This window comes from Streptomyces tatrensis (assembly GCF_049310065.1).
In the GTDB taxonomy this organism is placed as follows: domain Bacteria; phylum Actinomycetota; class Actinomycetes; order Streptomycetales; family Streptomycetaceae; genus Streptomyces.
Genome location: NZ_JBMDLB010000011.1, coordinates 6,325,042 through 6,343,433 on the forward strand (window position 1 = coordinate 6,325,042; position 18,392 = coordinate 6,343,433).

Genomic DNA, 18,392 nt, shown 5'->3' on the forward strand with positions numbered 1-18,392 from the left:
GGACGGCGGACGCGGCGGCCCCTGGGGTCCTACGGGTTCAGCAGCAGCGGAACCCTTCGCGCGGATCTCCCTCGCGGGCGTCCGTACGGGCCCGCTCGAAGGCCCGGCGCGACTGGACCTCGGCGTCGGGGTCGTGCGTACGGGCGTGGGCGACGTAGCGGTCGTAGGCCGCCTCGCCCGAGAACTCCCTCACGAAGTACCGGGCCCGGCCCAGCAGGTGGCGCAGGCGGGTCACGCCGGTTCCCGCACCGGGTCCTGTACGCGGCCCCCGCCCGAGTCGAGGCCGGCCGCGGCGAGCTCCGCGCGCTCCTCGGCGGTCGGGATGAGCCCGGCCGGGGCGACGATCTTGGACTCGGTCCACGGGAACTCGACCAGGGTGACCGACTCGGGCTTGCGGATGGCCTTGAAGCAGGTCCGGGCCGCGTCCACGAGCACGACGATGATCAGCAGGGCGAAGAAGACCGACAGGACGCCGTCCACCGTGGCGTTGGTGACCACGGTGTGCATCTCGTCCATGTTCTTGGCGGGCTTGAGGACCTTGCCCGCGTCGATGCCGTCCTGGTAGACGTCCCGCTGCGCGAAGAAGCCGATCTTCGGGTTGTCGGAGAAGATCTTCTGGTAGCTGGCGGTGAGCGTGACGGCCAGGTCCCAGGCCAGCGGAACGCCCGTCACCCAGGCCCACTTGAGCCGGCCGGACTTGATCAGCAGGGTGGTGCAGACGGACAGGGCGACCGCTGCGAGGAGCTGGTTCGCGATGCCGAACAGCGGGAAGAGCTGGTTGATGCCGCCCAGCGGGTCCTTGACGCCGACCCAGAGGAAGTAGCCCCAGCCGCCGACGACCACCGCGCTGGCGAACCAGACGCCCGGCTTCCAGCTGACGTCCTTGAAGGACTTGTGCACGTTGCCGAGGGTGTCCTGGAGCATGAACCGGCCCACGCGGGTGCCCGCGTCGACCGTGGTCAGGATGAACAGGGCCTCGAACATGATCGCGAAGTGGTACCAGAACGCCTTCATCGCGGTGCCGCCGATGACGGCCGAGAAGATCTCCGACATTCCGAGTGCGAAGGTCGGCGCGCCGCCCGTACGGGACAGCAGGCTGGTCTCCTCCACGTCCTTCGCGGCCTGCGCGAGGGCCTCGGGGGAGATGGCGAAGCCGAAGTTCGTCACGGCCTGCGAGGCCGTCTCGACGGTGGCGCCGACCACGCCGCCGGGGGAGTTGATGGCGAAGTAGAGGCCGGGGTCGATGATGCAGGCCGCGATGATCGCCATGATCGCGACGAAGGACTCGGTCAGCATGGCGCCGTAGCCGATGACCCGGACCTGGGTCTCCTTCTGGATCATCTTCGGGGTGGTGCCCGAGGAGACCAGGGAGTGGAAGCCGGAGAGGGCTCCGCAGGCGATGGTGATGAAGACGAAGGGGAACATCGAGCCGGCGAAGACCGGGCCGTCGCCGCGCGAGGCGAACTCGGTGACCGCCGGCATCTTCAGCGTCGGCATGGCGATGACCACGCCCACGGCCAGCAGCCCGATGGTGCCCACCTTCATGAAGGTGGAGAGGTAGTCGCGCGGGGCGAGCAGCATCCACACCGGCAGGACGGACGCCACGAAGCCGTAGGCGACCATCCAGATGACCAGCGTCTCCTTCTCCAGGGTGAAGGTGTCCGCCAGCGAGGACTCGGCGACCCAGCCGCCCGCGACGATGGCGAGCAGCAGGAGCGCGACACCGACGGCGGAGACCTCGGTGACCTTGCCCGGGCGCAGGACGCGCAGGTAGAAGCCCATGAAGAGGGCGATCGGGATGGTCATGCCGATGGAGAAGACGCCCCACGGGGAGTGCGCCAGCGCGTTGACGATGACCAGGGCCAGCACGGCCAGCAGGATGATCATGATGGCGAAGACGCCGACCAGTGCGGCGGCGCCGCCGACCGGGCCGATCTCGTCCCGGGCCATCTGGCCGAGCGAACGGCCGTTGCGACGGGTGGAGAAGAAGAGCGTGACCATGTCCTGGACGGCGCCCGCGAAGATCACGCCGACGACGATCCAGATAGTGCCGGGCAGGTAGCCCATCTGTGAGGCGAGTACGGGACCGACGAGCGGTCCGGCGCCGGCGATGGCGGCGAAGTGGTGGCCGAAAAGCACCCGCCGGTCGGTCGGGTGGAAGTCGACACCGTTGTCAAGGCGTTCGGCGGGGGTGGCGCGGGTCTTGTCCACCTTCAGGACGCGGTTCGCGATGAAGCGCGCGTAGAAGCGGTAGCCGATCGCGTACGAACCCAGGGCCGCGGCGAGCAGCCAGGCGGCCGAGATCTCCTCGCCGCGCGAGAGCGCCAGCACGCCCCAGCCGATGGCCCCCACGAGCCCGACGAGCACCCACACGGCCACGGACTTGGGGGACATGGCCCCCGATGGAGAAGGCGAGCCCGGCGTGGTGCCCGGACTCGCCGCGTCCCGTACAGACCGTGCTTCTTCTGGCTGTGTTGCTTCCGGTCCTGGTTCCGTCATGATCCGTCGTCCCCTCGTTGATCATCTGCGTTGTGGCGCAGGGAATCTACGGGGGGCCGCCCGCTGGACGTAACCCCCCGTCCGCATAGCGGAACGAGAGTCAACTACGAAATCAGACGGCGGGGCGCTGGAGTCGGGCGACGAACTTGTAACGATCGCCGCGGTATACGGAACGCACCCACTCGACGGGCTCTCCGTCGGTGTCCAGCGAATGGCGGGAAAGCAGCAGCATCGGCAGTCCGACGTCGGTGCCGAGCAGTCCGGCCTCCCGCGGGGTGGCCAGCGAGGTCTCGATGGTCTCCTCCGCTTCGGCGAGGCGCACGTCGTACACCTCGGCGAGGGCGGTGTAGAGGGAGGTGTACTTGACCAGCGAACGGCGCAGCGCGGGGAAGCGCTTGGCCGACAGGTGCGTGGTCTCGATGGCCATCGGCTCTCCGCTGGCCAGGCGGAGGCGTTCGATGCGCAGGACCCGGCCACCGGTGGCGATCTTGAGGAGACCGGCGAGGGTGTCGTCGGCCGTCACGTAGCCGATGTCCAGGAGCTGGGAGGTGGGTTCCAGTCCCTGGGCCCTCATGTCCTCTGTGTACGAGGAGAGTTGGAGCGGCTGGGAGACCTTCGGCTTGGCGACGAAGGTCCCCTTGCCCTGGATCCGTTCCAGCCGGCCCTCGACGACGAGCTCCTGGAGGGCCTGCCGCACCGTGGTGCGGGAGGTGTCGAACTCGGCCGCCAGCGTGCGCTCGGGCGGCACTGGTGTACCCGGTGGAAGGGTTTCGGTCATATCGAGCAAGTGGCGCTTGAGCCGGTAGTACTTGGGCACGCGTGCCGTGCGGGTGGCCGCCCCGCTGTCCGGCTCCGTGATCGCCCCTTCGGTGGCCATCGCCGCCCGCCTTCCCGACTCCAGTTTCGTTGCCGTCACCGGCTCCTCCGATATGTGCGGTCACATCGTGACACGGGAGGGAGGGCAGGCCTCCTCCCTCCCCCAGGTGTCGGTCCGATAACGGACCGATCACCCGCTCATTAGACCCTTGACACCCCTAAAGGTCTAGGCCAAGCTCCAGCTACTGGTCTACACCAATATGGATCGGATCCCGGCCCCACGGGCAGTACTTGGTGCTTTTTGAGTCACCGCGGCGGGCAAGGGAAGTTGCAGGCAGCATCCCTGAGGAGGGTGGCGTGAAGCGCAAGCTCATCGTGGCGGTCAGTGTCGTGGGCATGATGGCCGGACTCGCGGCGTGCGGTAACGGCGGCGACGACAAGGCCAAGGCCGACGCGGGCCCCAAGGAGATCACCGTCTGGGTGATGGACGGCTCCGCGCCGAAGACCTGGATCGACGCGGTCAACGCCGAGTTCTCGGCCAAGCACCCCGGCGTCACGGTCAAGGTCGAGACGCAGCAGTGGAAGGGCATCCAGGAGAAGGTCACGACGGCCCTCTCCGAGGACACCCCGCCGGACGTCCTGGAGCTCGGCAACACCCAGACCGCGGGTTACGCGGTCACCGGTGGCCTCGCCGAGCTGACGAAGGACAAGGCGAAGCTCGGCGCGGACGCCTGGGCGGCGGGCATGCTGGCTTCGGCCGAGATGGACGGCAAGCTCTACTCGGCTCCGTGGTACGCGGCCAACCGTGTCGTCATCTACGACAAGAAGGCCTACGCGAAGGCCGGCGTCACCCCGCCGACCACCCGCGACGAGTGGGTCGCCGGTCTGGAGAAGCTGAAGGCGGCCGACCCGAAGTCGCAGCCGATCTACCTGCCCGGTCAGAGCTGGTACGTCCTCGCGGGCTTCATCTGGGACGAGGGCGGCGACCTCGCCACCAAGGACGGCGCCAAGTGGAAGGGTGGCCTCGCCACCCCCCAGGCCGCTTCCGCGATGGAGTTCTACAAGAAGCTCCAGTCCTTCTCCACCGCCCCGAAGGACAAGGACGAGGCGACCCCGCAGCAGTCCACCGACATCGTTCCCAAGGGCGGCGTCTCGTCCTGGATCGGTCTCGGCTGGGAGGCCGGCGGCGCGGAGAAGGCGCTGAAGGACGCGGGCAAGGAAGCCGACTTCGGTTACTTCCCGATCCCCGGCAAGACCGCCGACAAGACGGGCACCGTGTTCCTCGGCGGCTCGAACCTGGCGATCGCCGAGCGCTCCAAGAACAAGGAGCTCGCCAAGGAGTGGCTGGCCCTCGCCGCAGGCAAGGACCAGATGACCAAGTACGCCGCCGAGACCAAGGGCGCGCTGCTCCCGAACCAGGTGGGCGCGAACTTCGCCCCGCCGGCGGGCTCCTTCGCCGAGGCCATGGCCAAGGCCGGCGCCAACGGCAAGATCACCCCGGTGACCGCGGGCTGGGCGAACGTCGAGACCGAGCCGAACCCGGTCAAGGACTTCATGACCAAGGTCCTGAACGGCACCGACCCGGCCAAGGCCGGCGCGGACGCCGACGCGGAGATCGCGAACCGCATCAACAAGTAGCACCCGGCACCACCTGAAGTACCGCAGTACCCGCAGTACCCGCAGTACCAGTAGTGATCGCACCGGGGGGTGCGGCGGGCGCCCTGAGCGTCCGCCGCACCCCCGGTCGCGCATTGACAGAAGTAAGCGCCGCCTGCTCCGAGCGGGGAAGCGGGTGCGGGCCGCCACAGTCAACCGCGAGGAAGCCAGACATGACCGTGCACTCCCAGGGAGCGGCGACCTCCGCTCCACAGGACGCACCACAGAAGTCCGCAGGGGTGGCCGAGACGCCGCCGCCCGCCGGTGCCAAGGAAACGTCCACGTCTCCTCGCGGGAGCGGAAAGAGCAGAAAGTCGCTCCCTGCAGGGTGGTGGCCCTACCTCCTGGTCGGGCCGGCCGTGCTCAGCATGGCGGGCCTGCTGCTGTATCCGCTGATCAAGAACATCATCCTGTCGTTCCAGAAGGTCGACAAGATCGAGTTCATCCAGCGGAAGTCGCCGTTCACCGGCCTGGACAACTACACCCAGCTGCTGGGCGACTCGCAGTTCTGGACCGTGGTGGCCCGAAGCTTCGCGTTCACCGCGGCCAACGTCGCGCTGATCATGATCATCGGCAGCCTCATCGGCATCCTGCTGAACAAGCTCGGCACATGGATGCGCCTGGTCCTGTCGATGGCGCTGGTGATGGCCTGGGCCATGCCGATCGTCGCCTCCGTGACCGTCTTCCAGTGGCTGTTCGACGAGCAGTTCGGCGTCATGAACTGGCTGATGCGCACGCTCGGCTTCTCCGGCTACGACCAGCACAACTGGTTCGAGACCGGCTTCGCCACCCTCATGATCGTGACGGTCCTGGTGGTCTGGGGCTCGATCCCCTTCGTCGCCCTCAACATGTACGCCGGTCTGACCACCGTCAGCGGCGAGCTGTACGAGGCGGCCCGGATGGACGGCGCCAACGGCTGGCAGACCTTCTGGAAGGTCGTCTTCCCGAACCTGAAGTCGTTCTTCCTCGTCACCACGTTCCTCGAGGTGATCTGGGTCTTCAAGGCCTTCACCCAGGTGTACGCGATGAAGGCCGGCGGCCCCGACCGCGGCTCCGAGATCCTGCCCGTCTTCGCCTACGTGGAAGGCCAGAGCCAGTTCCACTACGGCCTGGCCGCGGCGATCTCCGTCCTGACGATCCTGATGCTCGTGATCGTCATGTCCTTCTACTTCCGTCTGATCCTGAAGCAGGAGGAGGAGCAGTGACCACCACCACCGCCCCGAAGCCCGCACCGTCCGCGAGGCCCGCACAGGTGCGCAACCGCAGGCCGGTCCGTCCCGGTGCGATCGCCAAGAACATCGGCGCCCTGCTCCTGGCCCTCCTCTTCATCTTCCCCGTCTACTGGATGTTCTCCTCGGCGCTCAAGCCGTCCAGCGAGATCCTCTCCAAGGACCCCGTCTTCATCTTCACCCCGACCCTGGACAACTTCACCAAGGCCACCGGCGTCGACCTGTTCTGGACCTACGTCACGAACAGCCTGATCGTCACCGTCGGAGCCGTCGCGCTGGCCCTGCTCGTCGCCCTCGCCGCGAGCTTCGCCATCGCCCGGATGAAGTTCAAGGGCCGCAAGGGCCTCGTGCTCGCCGTGATGCTGGCCCAGATGGCGCCCTGGGAGGTCATGGTCATCGCGATGTACATGATCGTCCGCGACGCCGAGATGCTGAACAACCTCGGCGTGCTGACCGCGATCTACTTCGTGATGGTCCTCCCCTTCACCATCTGGACCCTGCGCGGCTTCATCGCCGCGGTCCCGGTGACCCTGGAGGAAGCCGCCCAGATCGACGGCTGCACCCGCGGCCAGGCCTTCCGCAAGGTGATCTTCCCGCTGCTGGCCCCCGGCCTGATGTCCACCTCGCTCTTCGGCTTCATCACGGCCTGGAACGAGTTCGCGATGGTCCTGATCCTGCACAAGGAGAAGACCGCGCAGACCCTGCCGCTGTGGCTGACCCAGTTCCAGACGGCCTTCGGCAACGACTGGGGCGCCACCATGGCCGCTTCCTCGCTCTTCGCGGTCCCGGTGCTGCTCATCTTCGTCTTCCTCCAGCGCAAGGCCGTCGGCGGCATGACCGCCGGCGCCGTGAAGGGATAACGGCCCATGACTGTCCTTGCGCACCGCACAACTGCGCCTGATTCAAATGACGGCCTGACCCGGGATGCCCTGGCGGTCCTCCAGCCCGGCTTCGAGGGCACCACGGCCCCCGCCTGGCTGCTCCGCCAGGTCGCCGAAGGCCTCACCGCCGTCGGCCTCTTCGGCCGCAACATCACCTCGCCCGAGCAGCTCGCCGCGCTGACCGCGCAGCTGCGCAGGGAGCGGGACGACGTCCTCGTCGCCATCGACGAGGAGGGCGGTGACGTCACCCGCCTGGAGGTCCGGGGCGGCTCCTCCTTCCCCGGCAACCTGGCCCTCGGCGCCGTGGACGACGTGGACCTGACCCGCGACGTCGCCCGCGAGCTGGGCCGCAGGCTCGCCGAGTGCGGGGTCAACCTCAACTGGGCCCCGTCCGCGGACGTGAACTCCAACCCGGACAACCCGGTCATCGGCGTACGGTCCTTCGGCGCCGACACCCACCTCGCCGCCCGGCACACCGCCGCGTACGTCGAGGGCCTCCAGGCCGCCGGCGTCGCCGCCTGCACCAAGCACTTCCCGGGCCACGGCGACACCAACGTCGACTCGCACCACGCGCTGCCGCGCATCGACGTGGACCTCGAGACCCTGGCCGCGCGGGAACTCGTACCGTTCCGGGCCGCCATCGAGGCCGGCACCAAGGCCGTCATGAGCGCCCACATCCTGGTGCCCGCCCTGGACCCGACCCGCCCGGCCACCCTCAGCCCGCAGATCCTGACCGGTCTGCTGCGCAAGGAGCTCGGCTACGAGGGCCTCATCGTCACCGACGGCATGGAGATGAAGGCCATCGCCGGGACGTACGGCATCGAGCGCGGATCGGTGCTGGCCATCGCGGCCGGCGCCGACGCCATCTGCGTCGGCGGCGGGCTCGCCGACGAGGGCACCGTGCTCCGCCTGCGCGACGCGCTCGTCGCGGCCGTCCGCGAGGGCGCGCTCCCGGAGGAGCGGCTCGCCGAGGCCGCCGCCCGGGTCCGGTCGCTGGCCGAGTGGACCCGTCAGGTCCGTCAGGGCGCGCGGCCGGAGGGGAGCAGCGCGCCCGGCATCGGACTGGCGGCGGCCCGCCGCGCGGTGGCCGTCACGGGTTCGCCCAAGGCGGCCTCCCCGGTGAACGCCCCGTACATCGCCACGCTCACCCCGGTGGCGAACTTCGCGGTCGGCGACGAGACCCCGTGGGGGGTGGCCGGGGAAGTGTCCGCGCTGATCCCGGGCACCGAGGCGGGCGTGTACCCGGAGGGGTCGACGGCCGACGACGTCCTGGCCGCCGCGGGGAACCGCACCGTCGTCGCGGTGGTCCGCGACGCGCACCGGCACGCCTGGATGACCGAGGCCCTGGACGCGCTCGTCGCGGCGCGGCCGGAGACGATCGTGGTCGAGATGGGCCTGCCGCGGGCCGAGCCGCGGGGTGCGCTGCACATCGCGACGCACGGGGCGGCCCGGGTCTGCGGCAGGGCTGCCGCCGAGATCATCGCCGGGGTGTAGCTGCTCCTGCGGCCCGGCTGCCGGGGCTCCGCCCCGGACCCCGCGCCTCAAGCTCCCCCAGCTACCGCTGGGAGGGGCCCCCGGGCGGGGCTGGATTTCTCCAGCCCCGCCGGCATTTTCGCGCCGCGAGCAAGAGAAGGGCCGGGCACCCCCTGCGGGGAGCCCGGCCCTTCCTCGCTTGCCGGTACCGCCTACAGACCCTGCCAAGCGGGCTTGTTGGCGTAGGTGTGGCGGAAGTAGTCCGCGAGCTTCAGCTTGGACGCGGCGGCCTCGTCCACGATCACCGTGGCGTGGCGGTGCAACTGGAGCGCGGAGGCCGGTACGAGGGCGGACAGCGGGCCCTCGACGGTCTGCGCGACGGCTTCGGCCTTGCCCTCGCCGGTGGCCAGCAGGACAAGGTGGTGGGCGTCGAGGATGGTGCCGATGCCCTGGGTGATGACGTGGTGGGGCACCTGCTCTATGTCGTTGTCGAAGAAGCGCGCGTTGTCCACGCGGGTCTGCTCCGTCAGCGTCTTGATGCGGGTGCGGGAGGCGAGGGAGGAGCAGGGCTCGTTGAAGCCGATGTGCCCGTCCGTGCCGATGCCGAGGATCTGCAGGTCCACGCCGCCGGCCTCGGCGAGGGCGCGGTCGTAGGCGTCGCAGGCGCCGACGATGTCCTCGGCCGAGCCGTCCGGGCCCATGAAGGAGGCCTCGGACAGGCCCAGCGGCTCCACGACCTCGCGCAGGACGACGGCGCGGTAGGACTCCGGGTGTCCGGCCGGCAGGCCGACGTACTCGTCGAGCTGGCAGACGCGGGCCTTGGAGGCGTCGACCAGTCCGGCCTTCACCTTGGCGGCGAGCGCCTCGTAGATGGGCAGCGGGGTAGAGCCGGTCGCCACGCCGAGCAGGGCGTCGGGCTTGCGGCGGACCAGGGCGGCCATGGCCTCCGCGATGAGCTCGCCGCCTGCCTTGGCGTCCGGGACGATGACAACTTCCACGCGGGGCCTGCCGATCTGGAGTGTGACGTTGTGGTATAGACCAATCTAGCAGAGGCGAGGCCCCGTTGCCCGGGTCTTCGCACACTCCATGGTGGGCCGGATCCACCGCTCCGGCCTCCCGGGCCGGGCCCGCCGCGTGAGCGGGAGGCTGCGGCCGTACCGACACCCTCGATGGCCTGCGGACAGGTCGCGTACGCCGCCCGGGGCCCCTGTGCCGCCCTCGACGCGCACCTCCGCCCCCTGGGGCGGAGGTGCGGCCTCCGGCCGCCCCGGTGGCGCCTACGGCCTCCCGGGCCCCCGCTGCGCCGGGTACGCGGGCCGTCAGATTCCATAACGCCCGCTATAGAATGACCTCATGGTGACCGGACAGCGCGGCAGGCCCCGCTCCTTCGACCGCGACGCGGCCCTCGACAAGGCGATGTTCGCCTTCTGGGAGCGCGGCTACGAGGCGACGTCGATCTCCGACCTGACCGCCTCGCTCGGAATCAGCGCCCCGAGCCTCTACGCGGCGTTCGGCGACAAGCGCAAGCTCTTCGACGAGGTCGTGGTGGTCTACGGAGGCCGCTACGGGGACTTCGCGGCCGCGGCCCTCGCCGAGGAGCCCACCGCCGGCGCGGCGCTGGGCCGCATCCTGCGCGAGGCGGCGGAGGTCTACACCGACCCCGCCCATCCGCGGGGCTGCATGGTGATCAGCGCGGCGATCAACACGACCTCGGGTGAGGTGGCCGAGGCGCTGCGGGCGAGGCGCGAGGCCAACCTGGCGGCGTTCGAGAGCCGGATCCGGGCCGATGTCGCCGCGGGAGAGCTGCCGGCCGGTACGGACACCCGGGCGCTGGCGCGCTACGCCGGAGCGGTGCTGCAGGGGATGTCCCAGCAGTCGCGCGACGGCGCGGGGCGGGAGGAGCTGGAGGCGGTGGCGGAGCTCGCCATGCGGGCCTGGCCGTAGTAGGCCGTAGTAGGCCGCGGTGGAGGGGGGTGCGTCACCCCTGGGCACACGTTCCTCTGGGCCACGGTGCCGAACGGGACCCTCAGCCCGCCCGGCACCGTAGCCCGGAGTACTTACGGCCGACGGGTGTGCGGTGCCCGACAGCCGGTGGGAGGTGACGCGCGGTCAGGGCAGAGCGCGCGGCTTACCTCGATCCGTCCTCCTGTGCGGGGAGGGCGGAAGCTTTGATGCAATTGTGGACTAGACCAATCTGTTCTGTCCATCCAATGACGCGACCCTTGTTCCCGTCACTTCCTCCAACCCTACGCGGAAGCGGGGTCTCCTGGATACTCCGGAGTATCGCGCTGAGGAAAGTCATGGCCCGTACCCGGGGTACGCTCGCCACGTGCCCTCCATGAACGACCTCGTACGCCAGCACACCGCTCTCAGTGAAACCGACCTGGAGTGGCTCCACCTGCTGGTCTCGGAGTGGCAGCTGCTCTCCGACCTCTCCTTCGCCGACCTCGTCCTGTGGGTTCCCACCCTCGACGGCAGCCGGTACGTCTCGGTCGCGCAGATGCGCCCGAACACCGGCCCCACCTCGTACCAGGACGACATGGTCGGCCACCTGGTCCCGCGCGGCCGGCGCCCGCTGCTCGACGCCGCGCTCGACGAGGGCCGCATCGTGCGCGAGGGGGACCCGGAGTGGCGCGAGGAGGTGCCGGTCCGCGTCGAGTCGATCCCCGTCCGCCGTGAGGGCCGGGTCCTCGGAGTGATCGCACGCAATACCAACCTGCTCACTGTGCGTACACCCAGCCGGCTGGAGCTCACCTACCTCCAGTCCGCCTCCGACCTGGCCCAGATGATCGCGGCGGGCTCCTTCCCGTTCCCCGGCCAGCAGGTCGACATGGACGCCTCCCCGCGCGTCGGCGACGGCCTGATCCGGCTCGACGCCGAGGGCGTGGTGACGTACGCGTCCCCGAACGCGCTCTCCGCCTACCACCGGCTCGGCCTCGCCTCCGACCTGGTCGGCCAGCACCTGGGCACCATCACCTCCGAACTCGCGCCCTCCCGCGGCCCGGTGGACGAGGCCCTGGTCAAACTCGCCAGCGGCTGGGCCCCGCGCGAGACCGAGGCCGAGGGCAGCGGCGGGGTCATCCAGCTGCGGGCCATCCCGCTCAAGCCCAAGGGCACCCGGATCGGGTCGTTGGTCCTGTGCCGCGACGTCACGGAACTGCGCCGTCGCGAACGTGAATTGATCACCAAGGACGCGACCATTCGGGAGATCCACCACCGGGTCAAGAACAACCTCCAGACCGTGGCCGCGCTCTTGCGGCTGCAGGCCCGCCGGATGGATTCGCCGCAGGGGCGCGAGGCGCTGAACGAAGCCGTCCGCCGCGTCGGTTCGATCGCGATCGTGCACGAGACGCTTTCTCAGAACCTGGACGAGCGGGTCGAGTTCGACGAGATCGCCGACCGCGTGATCGCGATGGTCTCCGAGATCTCCCCGGGCAAGGTCGACTGCCGGCGCACCGGCCGCTTCGGAATCCTGGACGCGGAGGTCGCCACCCCGCTGTCGATGGTGCTGACGGAGATCCTCCAGAACGCCCTGGAGCACGCCTTCACCCAGGGCGAGGGCGGCACCGTGGAGGTGTCGGCCGCCCGCTCGGGCAGCGGCCGCGACGACGCCCGGCTGCTGATCTCCGTGGTCGACGACGGCTGCGGTCTGCCCGAGGGCTTCGACCCGCAGCGGGCCGGCAACCTCGGGCTGCAGATCGTACGGACCCTGGTGGAGGGCGAACTCGGCGGCACCTTCGACATGGTGGCGTCCGAGCCGCGCGGCACCAAGGTCGTCCTCGACATACCGGCGAGCCCGCAGAAGTAACGCGCCGCCCCGGTCACTCAGGGTGACGCCAAGGGCCTCGAAAGGGGTCCGGACAGCACTGAACCCCGTACCGAATGGTTTTCGGTACGGGGTTCAAGAGCACGTTACGAAGCGCTTATATGGGTACTACGCGCTGCGGCTCGAGGCTCGAAAGTCGATGTCAGGCGGTTGCGTTGCGCGCCCGATTGCGAGCGGCGCGGCGCTTCATTGCGCGGCGCTCGTCCTCGCTGAGACCGCCCCAGACACCGGAGTCCTGACCGGACTCGAGCGCCCACTGCAGGCACTGCTCCATGACGGGGCAACGGCGGCAGACGGCCTTGGCTTCCTCGATCTGCAGCAGCGCAGGACCGGTGTTGCCGATGGGGAAGAAGAGTTCCGGGTCTTCCTCGCGGCAAACGGCGTTGTGACGCCAGTCCATGGCTGCTCCATCTCCTTGTATTGCGGGCAGGTTGCTTGTGAATGTGAACGCTTTCACGAATCCCTTCGTGAGGGAAGGGAGACCGCCCAGTTTGGGGAAAAACTCGCCCTGGGCTGCCGGAGATTCGTGGAGGGGTTCTGGCGGTCTGTGTGGGTGCCGGGTTCTGCGGGCTGTCCCGATCGCCATGTAGAGATTCGCAAACCTCGGACGGGGATACAACCCCTTCCGGAAAGTTTTTTTTGATTCGTCGGTGTCTACTAGGTCACAGCCCTACTTCCTAGGGGTGGACCGGCGTGTAAACGTTCGAGTGAAAGGCCTTTAGGCCCTTCCGCTCACACAATCACACGCAGTGCACGGCGTACGCCTGTGAACCGAACGCTGGTGCGCAGGCCGAGGTGGTCTCCGTCCATCTGGAACGGAAGCGGCGCCTTGGAATGCAAGGTGAAGTCCGTCAGATCGTGCAGAGACACCGCGTGCTTGCCGTGCGGACCACGCTCAGGAGTCGAGGTCAGGAGCTGTGTCGCGTAGCGAGCGACAGCCGGAGTTGACAAACGATCCAGTGCCAATACGTCAAGCGCAGTATCGAACGACGCCTCCGGGGAGGCGTAAAGCGGTCGGTTGCCCAGATATGTCCAGGGTGACGTGTTGCACACTATCGACAGCACCAGGTCCGTCACCGGATCCGCGCCGGGGCGCTCCAGTGTCACCGTGCCGTGCCGGCGGTTGGGCTCTTCCCAGAACTGGCGCATCAGCTGTCGCACGTACAGGGCATGGGTCGAACGCTTGCCCCGTTCCCGCTGCTGCTCGACGCGGCCCACCACACCCGCGTCGAAGCCGAAGCCCGCGCAGAAGGTGAACCAGCGCGCCGGAACGGACTCGTCCTCCGTACCCGGGGTGCCGGCCGCGAGCCCCAGGCCGACCGTCCGCTCGCGCCGCTCCCGCAGCGCGTCCAGCAGGGCGCCGGTCGCCTCGACCGCGTCGTTGGGCAGGCCGAGCGCGCGGGCGAAGACATTGGTGGAGCCGCCGGGGACCACCGCGAGCCCGGGCAGCCTGTCCGGATCGGGGCCCTCGTGCAGCAGCCCGTTGACCACTTCGTTGACGGTGCCGTCACCGCCCAGGGCCACCACCAGGTCCATGCCGGTCTCGGCCGCCCTGCGGGCCAGGTCCCGGGCGTGGCCGCGGTATTCGGTGGTGACCGCCTCCAGCTTCATCTCGCTGGCGAGCGCGTGGGTCAGGACGTCGCGCGTGCGCGCACTGGTCGTCGTCGCTGCTGGGTTGGCCACGAGGAGTGCACGCATGGGCGTCAGCCTACCGACCCCTTCCGGCGCCGCCCATACTGGCCGTCCCCTCCGGGTGCGGGAGGGGCGCGGCTACCCTGCTGGGGTGAGTAAGAAGCCCAGCCCCACCGTGTCCGCCGCCGCCCCCGTACCGCTGCCCCGCAGGCTGAAAGCGGCCGCCGCGCTCACCGCGCTGGAAGGGCTGGCCCTGGCCGGGCCCGGCGTCGCCGATCTGTACATGGGCGTGGCCGGGGGCGCCGACCCCGTGCAGGCCCTGACCGGCGGGGTCACCCTGCTCGTCCTGGCCGCGCTGCCGCTGGTCGCGGCGCGCGGGCTCTTCCTGGGCCGCCGCTGGAGCCGCGGCCCGGCACTGATCACCCAGCTGATGTCGCTGCCGGTCGCCTGGATGCTGTGGACCGCGGGAGGGGGGATGAAGCTCGCCGCCGTGGCACTGGCCCTGGCCGCCGTGGCCGTCCCCGCCCTCCTGGTGAACCAGAAGGCCACCGAAGCACTGGGCATCGGGCCCGCGGAACAGGCCCGATAGCCCGTACGGCCGGCTCTTCTCCCGGCTCCTGTGCTCCTCTTCTACTCCTCGACCAGGAGCTTCTCGCGGAGCTGGGCCAGGGTGCGGGCCAGCAGCCGGGAGACGTGCATCTGGGAGATGCCGACCTCCTGGGCGATCTGCGACTGGGTCATGTTGCCGAAGAACCGCAGCAGCAGGATCCGCTTCTCCCGCGGCGGCAGTCCTTCGAGCAGCGGCTTGAGGGACTCGCGGTACTCGACGCCCTCCAGCGCCTCGTCCTCCGAGCCCAGGGTGTCCGCGACCGCCGGCGACTCGTCGTCGGTGTCCGGGACGTCCAGCGAGAGCGTGCTGTAGGCGTTGGCCGATTCCAGCCCCTCCAGCACCTCCTCCTCGGAGATCCCCAGCCGTTCGGCCAGTTCGTGCACCGTGGGGGAGCGGCCGTGCTGCTGGGACAGTTCCGCCGTCGCCGTGGTCAGCGAGAGCCGCAGCTCCTGCAGGCGCCTGGGAACCCGTACCGCCCAGCCCTTGTCGCGGAAGTGGCGCTTGATCTCGCCGACCACCGTGGGCGTGGCGTACGTGGAGAACTCGACCCCGCGGTCCGGGTCGAAGCGGTCCACCGACTTGATCAGACCGATGGTGGCGACCTGGGTCAGGTCGTCCAGCGGCTCGCCGCGGTTGCGGAAGCGCCGGGCCAGGTGCTCGACCAGCGGCAGGTGCATCCGTACGAGCCGGTTGCGCAGCTCCGCCTTCTCCGGCGAGCCGTCGGGCAGCGCCCGGAGCTCGATGAACAGGGCCCGCGCGCCGCTGCGGTCGCGCGGATCCGGCAGCGGCGCCGGCGCCGTGAACACCGGAGCCCGCAGGACTTCGGCGGCCTCCGCGGCCAGTGGTGTGTCCGCGGCCGGGGCCACCGGCGGGGCCGTGGCAGCGGCCCCCGGTGGCTGGACCGGCAGTGTTTGGTCGTGCTGGTTCTCGCTCACAGGGCCCGCCCGTCGCTCCGCCGAGTCCAAAAAGCCGTTTTCCGCATCCGTGTCAGCCGGGTGCGGCCGGGCGTGCTGCTGCTCCGGAATGCCACCGTCGACCTCGTGTCCTACCCGGGGCCGATCCCCGCCCCGCACCGGGACCTCCCCGCCGCTCACGCCGGGCCTGGTCCCGCGCCGCGCTGTTTGTAGAGGCTGATGCTCACCGTCTTGTTCTCCTCGACCGTGGCCTCGACCTTCCCGGCGAGCGCCGAGAGGACCGTCCACGCGAACGTGTCGCGCTCCGGTGCCCGGCCGTCGGTGGTCGGGGCGGAGACGGTCACCTCCAGCGAGTCGTCGACCAACCGGAAGACGCAGCTGAGGACGGAGCCGGGCACGGCCTGCTGGAGCAGGATCGCGCAGGCCTCGTCCACCGCGATGCGGAGGTCCTCGATCTCGTCGAGGGTGAAGTCCAAACGTGCTGCGAGGCCGGCCGTGGCCGTCCGCAGCACAGACAGGTAGGCACCCGCAGCGGGCAGCCGGACTTCCACGAAGTCCTGGGTCCCGGGCTCGCCTGCGATCTGGGACACCCTCACCTCCAAGGTGGTACGAGCTCTGTTCGCCGGTGACGCTATCGCGATCCGGGCGATCGTGTCGCGGCACCCCTGTCGGAGGGTGCAGATCCCCGTCGAACATAGCTGGCCCGAGGGCCGTGCCTGCGACCAGTGACTGATGGTAAGCCCATGGGGACGCACAGTGGCTAGGGGTCTGCGGGTCCAAATCAGGGGAACCGGCGGAGGGTTGACCTACCCCGCCTCAGACGATCGAACCGTCGACAAAACACCAGCGCCAGGTCTCACCCGGTTCGAAGCTGCGCATCACCGGATGTCCGGTCTCCCGGTGGTGCGCCGTGGCGTGCCGGTGGGGGGAGGAGTCGCAGCAGCCGACGTGCCCGCACCCCAGGCACAAACGGAGCTGGACCGGATGGCTGCCGAGCACCAGACATTCGGGGCAGGTCTGGGCAAGCGGGGCCGGTTCGGGGCGCGGCAGTTCGGGAACGTGGGTGCACTCGCTCATGATGGCCAGCGTACTGAGGTGCGGGCGCCGGGACGGCATGACTCGAGCGAGGGTGATCTTCGATGGAGGTATTGCCGCTGGTGGCGCTGGTCGCCGGCTGCGCGGTCGTCGCGGGGCTGGCCCGGCGCACCCCGGTGCCCGCGCCCCTGCTGCTGGTCGCCGCCGGACTGGCCGCGGCCTACGTGCCGGGCGTGCCCGAGTACGGGCTGGACCCGCACATCGTGCTGCCCCTGCTGCTCCCGCCGCTGCTCTACACGGCCGCGGTGGACAGCTCGTACCTGGACCTGCGGGCGAACATCCGGCCCGTGGCGCTGCTCTCGGTGGGGTACGTGCTCTTCGCGACCCTCGTCGTCGGGTACGCGGCGTACCTGCTGGTGCCGGGGCTCTCGCTGCCGGTGGCGCTGGTGCTGGGGGCGGTGATCGCCCCGCCCGACGCGGTCGCGGCGACGGCCATCGCCCGCAAGCTCGGGCTGCCGAACCGGATCACGACCATCCTCCAGGGTGAGTCCCTGGTCAACGACGCGACAGCGATCACCGCGTTCAAGGTCGCGCTGGCGGCGGCGGTCGGGGCGAGCGCCGGGTGGACGGACGGGATCCAGGAGTTCTTGCTGGCCTCGGTCGGCGGAGTCGCGGTCGGCCTGCTGCTGATGGTCCCGATCCACATCCTGCGCACGAAGCTGCGCGAGCCGCTCCTGCAGAACACCCTGTCGCTGCTGATCCCCTTCGTGGCCTACGCGGCCGCCGAGCGGGTGCACGCCTCGGGAGTGCTGGCGGTCGTGGTGGTCGCGCTGTACCTCGGGCACCGCAACTGGCAGGTCGACTTCGCGACCCGGCTCCAGGAGGAGGCGGTCTGGAAGATGGTCGCCTTCATCCTCGAATCCGTGGTCTTCGCGCTGATCGGGCTCCAGCTGCCGGTGGTGCTGAAGGGGCTGGGGGAGTACGAGGGCGCGGCCGCGGCGGGCTACGCGGTGGTCGTGTTCCTCGTCGTGGTGGCGGCCCGCTTCGCCTGGGTCTTCCCGGCGACGTTCCTGCCGAGGCTCTCGGCGCGGATCCGGGCGCGCGAGCCGGAGACGACCTGGAAGGCGCCGGTCGTCGTGGGATGGGCCGGCATGCGGGGCGTGGTCTCGCTGGCGATCGCCTTCTCCGTACCGCAGGACGTGCCGCACCGGAACCTGATCCTCTTCCTGACCTTCACCACCGTGATCGGCACGCTGGTGGTCCAGGGCCTGACCCTGCCGCCGCTGATCCGGCTGCTGCGGCTGCCGGCCAAGGACGCCCACGCCGAGACCCTGGCGGAGGCCCAGGCCCAGAGCGAGGCCTCGCAGGCGGCGGAGGACCGCCTGACGGAACTCCTGGCCTCCCCCTCGAACGCCCTCCCGCCCCCGCTCGCGGAGCGGCTGCGCACGGTGCTGGAGCGGCGGCGCAACGCGGTGTGGGAGCGGCTGGGGGAGGTCAACGCGGTGACGGGCGAGTCCGCGGACGACGTCTACCGCCGCCTGGCGGGGGAGATGATCGCGGCGGAACGCGAGGTCTTCGTCTCCCTGCGCGACGCCCGCCGCATCGACGACGAAATGCTCCGGGCCCTGCTGCGCCGCCTGGACCTGGAGGAGGCCGCGGCGTACCGGGAGGAAGCGGGCTGAGGGCGGGGCCGGGCCCCTGGCCGACGGGCACGCGGGGTGCCGCCGGCCGGGCCGTGAGGGTCCTAGGGCCTGTCGTCAAACTCCCGTCTGCCGCGCGACGCCTGGCACGCGCTCTCGCGGCACCGGGCGAAAGCCAAGT

At 70.0% G+C, this 18,392-nt stretch carries 17 protein-coding genes; 8 read left to right on the forward strand and 9 right to left on the reverse strand.

Annotated features, from left to right (window positions below):
* Positions 1-37: 37 nt before the first annotated feature.
* The 3 genes from ACODT5_RS44830 to ACODT5_RS44840 all read right to left on the reverse strand — a co-directional run bounded on the left by ACODT5_RS44830 (position 38) and on the right by ACODT5_RS44840 (position 3,376).
* Positions 38-235, reverse strand: a complete 198-nt coding sequence (locus tag ACODT5_RS44830; protein WP_422524632.1) for a CstA-like transporter-associated (seleno)protein — start codon at positions 233-235, stop codon at positions 38-40.
* Positions 232-2,394, reverse strand: coding sequence for a carbon starvation CstA family protein (locus ACODT5_RS44835; RefSeq protein ID WP_422524633.1), 2,163 nt, complete (start codon positions 2,392-2,394; stop codon positions 232-234). The genes ACODT5_RS44830 and ACODT5_RS44835 overlap by 4 nt, the downstream gene beginning before the upstream one ends.
* Positions 2,395-2,611: 217 nt before the next feature.
* Positions 2,612-3,376 carry a GntR family transcriptional regulator gene (locus ACODT5_RS44840; protein ID WP_243336098.1) on the reverse strand — a complete coding sequence of 255 codons (765 nt, stop codon included), beginning with the start codon at positions 3,374-3,376 and terminating at the stop codon, positions 2,612-2,614.
* Positions 3,377-3,672: 296 nt separating this feature from the next.
* Here ACODT5_RS44840 and ACODT5_RS44845 point away from each other — a divergent pair, with 296 nt between their 5' ends.
* The 4 genes from ACODT5_RS44845 to ACODT5_RS44860 all read left to right on the forward strand — a co-directional run bounded on the left by ACODT5_RS44845 (position 3,673) and on the right by ACODT5_RS44860 (position 8,575).
* Positions 3,673-4,953 (forward strand): extracellular solute-binding protein, encoded by a 1,281-nt coding sequence (locus tag ACODT5_RS44845; protein ID WP_422524634.1) that lies wholly within the window; start codon positions 3,673-3,675, stop codon positions 4,951-4,953.
* 191 nt (positions 4,954-5,144) lie between these two features.
* Complete coding sequence (locus ACODT5_RS44850; protein ID WP_422524635.1) at positions 5,145-6,176, forward strand: carbohydrate ABC transporter permease; 1,032 nt, start codon at positions 5,145-5,147, stop codon at positions 6,174-6,176.
* Positions 6,177-6,223: 47 nt separating this feature from the next.
* On the forward strand, positions 6,224-7,060 hold the full coding sequence (locus ACODT5_RS44855; RefSeq protein ID WP_422525245.1) for a carbohydrate ABC transporter permease: 837 nt from the start codon (positions 6,224-6,226) through the stop codon (positions 7,058-7,060).
* Positions 7,061-7,066: 6 nt separating this feature from the next.
* On the forward strand, positions 7,067-8,575 hold the full coding sequence (locus tag ACODT5_RS44860) for a glycoside hydrolase family 3 protein (RefSeq protein ID WP_422524636.1): 1,509 nt from the start codon (positions 7,067-7,069) through the stop codon (positions 8,573-8,575).
* Between the two features lie 191 nt (positions 8,576-8,766).
* On the opposite strand, the gene nagB is transcribed toward ACODT5_RS44860, so the two are convergent.
* Complete coding sequence (gene nagB, locus ACODT5_RS44865; RefSeq protein ID WP_422524637.1) at positions 8,767-9,552, reverse strand: glucosamine-6-phosphate deaminase; 786 nt, start codon at positions 9,550-9,552, stop codon at positions 8,767-8,769.
* A gap of 355 nt (positions 9,553-9,907) precedes the next feature.
* On the opposite strand from nagB, the gene ACODT5_RS44870 reads away from it, so the two are divergent.
* Both ACODT5_RS44870 and ACODT5_RS44875 read left to right on the forward strand, forming a co-directional pair.
* A complete protein-coding gene (locus ACODT5_RS44870; protein WP_422524638.1) occupies positions 9,908-10,498 on the forward strand; it encodes a TetR/AcrR family transcriptional regulator in 591 nt (196 codons plus the stop codon).
* Between the two features lie 394 nt (positions 10,499-10,892).
* Positions 10,893-12,362: a sensor histidine kinase gene (locus ACODT5_RS44875; RefSeq protein ID WP_422525246.1), complete on the forward strand. Its 1,470-nt coding sequence runs from the start codon at positions 10,893-10,895 to the stop codon at positions 12,360-12,362.
* A 160-nt stretch (positions 12,363-12,522) separates the two neighbouring features.
* On the opposite strand, the gene ACODT5_RS44880 is transcribed toward ACODT5_RS44875, so the two are convergent.
* The gene (locus ACODT5_RS44880) at positions 12,523-12,780 is read right to left on the reverse strand and encodes a WhiB family transcriptional regulator (RefSeq protein WP_004937597.1); all 258 of its coding nucleotides are present in this window, start codon (positions 12,778-12,780) and stop codon (positions 12,523-12,525) included.
* 332 nt (positions 12,781-13,112) lie between these two features.
* Positions 13,113-14,078 (reverse strand): diacylglycerol/lipid kinase family protein, encoded by a 966-nt coding sequence (locus ACODT5_RS44885; RefSeq protein ID WP_422524639.1) that lies wholly within the window; start codon positions 14,076-14,078, stop codon positions 13,113-13,115.
* Between the two features lie 85 nt (positions 14,079-14,163).
* Between ACODT5_RS44885 and ACODT5_RS44890 the strand changes: the two genes are divergently transcribed.
* On the forward strand, positions 14,164-14,601 hold the full coding sequence (locus ACODT5_RS44890; RefSeq protein WP_422524640.1) for a hypothetical protein: 438 nt from the start codon (positions 14,164-14,166) through the stop codon (positions 14,599-14,601).
* A gap of 41 nt (positions 14,602-14,642) precedes the next feature.
* Here ACODT5_RS44890 and ACODT5_RS44895 read toward each other — a convergent pair whose 3' ends face one another.
* The 3 genes from ACODT5_RS44895 to ACODT5_RS44905 all read right to left on the reverse strand — a co-directional run bounded on the left by ACODT5_RS44895 (position 14,643) and on the right by ACODT5_RS44905 (position 16,613).
* On the reverse strand, positions 14,643-15,716 hold the full coding sequence (locus ACODT5_RS44895; protein ID WP_422524641.1) for an RNA polymerase sigma factor SigF: 1,074 nt from the start codon (positions 15,714-15,716) through the stop codon (positions 14,643-14,645).
* Entirely contained in the window at positions 15,713-16,126 is a 414-nt protein-coding gene (locus ACODT5_RS44900) for an ATP-binding protein (protein ID WP_214949331.1), read from the reverse strand. Before ACODT5_RS44900 ends, ACODT5_RS44895 begins: the two co-directional genes overlap by 4 nt.
* 226 nt (positions 16,127-16,352) lie before the next feature.
* Positions 16,353-16,613, reverse strand: coding sequence for a UBP-type zinc finger domain-containing protein (locus tag ACODT5_RS44905; protein ID WP_422524642.1), 261 nt, complete (start codon positions 16,611-16,613; stop codon positions 16,353-16,355).
* 62 nt (positions 16,614-16,675) lie between these two features.
* Between ACODT5_RS44905 and ACODT5_RS44910 the strand changes: the two genes are divergently transcribed.
* A complete protein-coding gene (locus tag ACODT5_RS44910) occupies positions 16,676-18,253 on the forward strand; it encodes a Na+/H+ antiporter (protein ID WP_422524643.1) in 1,578 nt (525 codons plus the stop codon).
* The last annotated feature ends 139 nt before the right edge of the window (positions 18,254-18,392 follow it).

Excerpts from the sequence above, each read along its gene's own strand:
- ACODT5_RS44835 (WP_422524633.1), bottom strand. The coding sequence starts at position 2,394 with ATGTCCCCCAAGTCCGTGGCCGTGTGGGTGCTCGTCGGGCTCGTGGGG.
- ACODT5_RS44840 (WP_243336098.1), bottom strand. The coding sequence starts at position 3,376 with ATGGCCACCGAAGGGGCGATCACGGAGCCGGACAGCGGGGCGGCCACC.
- ACODT5_RS44850 (WP_422524635.1), top strand. The coding sequence starts at position 5,145 with ATGACCGTGCACTCCCAGGGAGCGGCGACCTCCGCTCCACAGGACGCA.
- ACODT5_RS44860 (WP_422524636.1), top strand. The coding sequence starts at position 7,067 with ATGACTGTCCTTGCGCACCGCACAACTGCGCCTGATTCAAATGACGGC.
- ACODT5_RS44870 (WP_422524638.1), top strand. The coding sequence starts at position 9,908 with ATGGTGACCGGACAGCGCGGCAGGCCCCGCTCCTTCGACCGCGACGCG.
- ACODT5_RS44875 (WP_422525246.1), top strand. The coding sequence starts at position 10,893 with ATGAACGACCTCGTACGCCAGCACACCGCTCTCAGTGAAACCGACCTG.
- ACODT5_RS44880 (WP_004937597.1), bottom strand. The coding sequence starts at position 12,780 with ATGGACTGGCGTCACAACGCCGTTTGCCGCGAGGAAGACCCGGAACTC.
- ACODT5_RS44885 (WP_422524639.1), bottom strand. The coding sequence starts at position 14,078 with ATGCGTGCACTCCTCGTGGCCAACCCAGCAGCGACGACGACCAGTGCG.
- ACODT5_RS44905 (WP_422524642.1), bottom strand. The coding sequence starts at position 16,613 with ATGAGCGAGTGCACCCACGTTCCCGAACTGCCGCGCCCCGAACCGGCC.
- ACODT5_RS44910 (WP_422524643.1), top strand. The coding sequence starts at position 16,676 with ATGGAGGTATTGCCGCTGGTGGCGCTGGTCGCCGGCTGCGCGGTCGTC.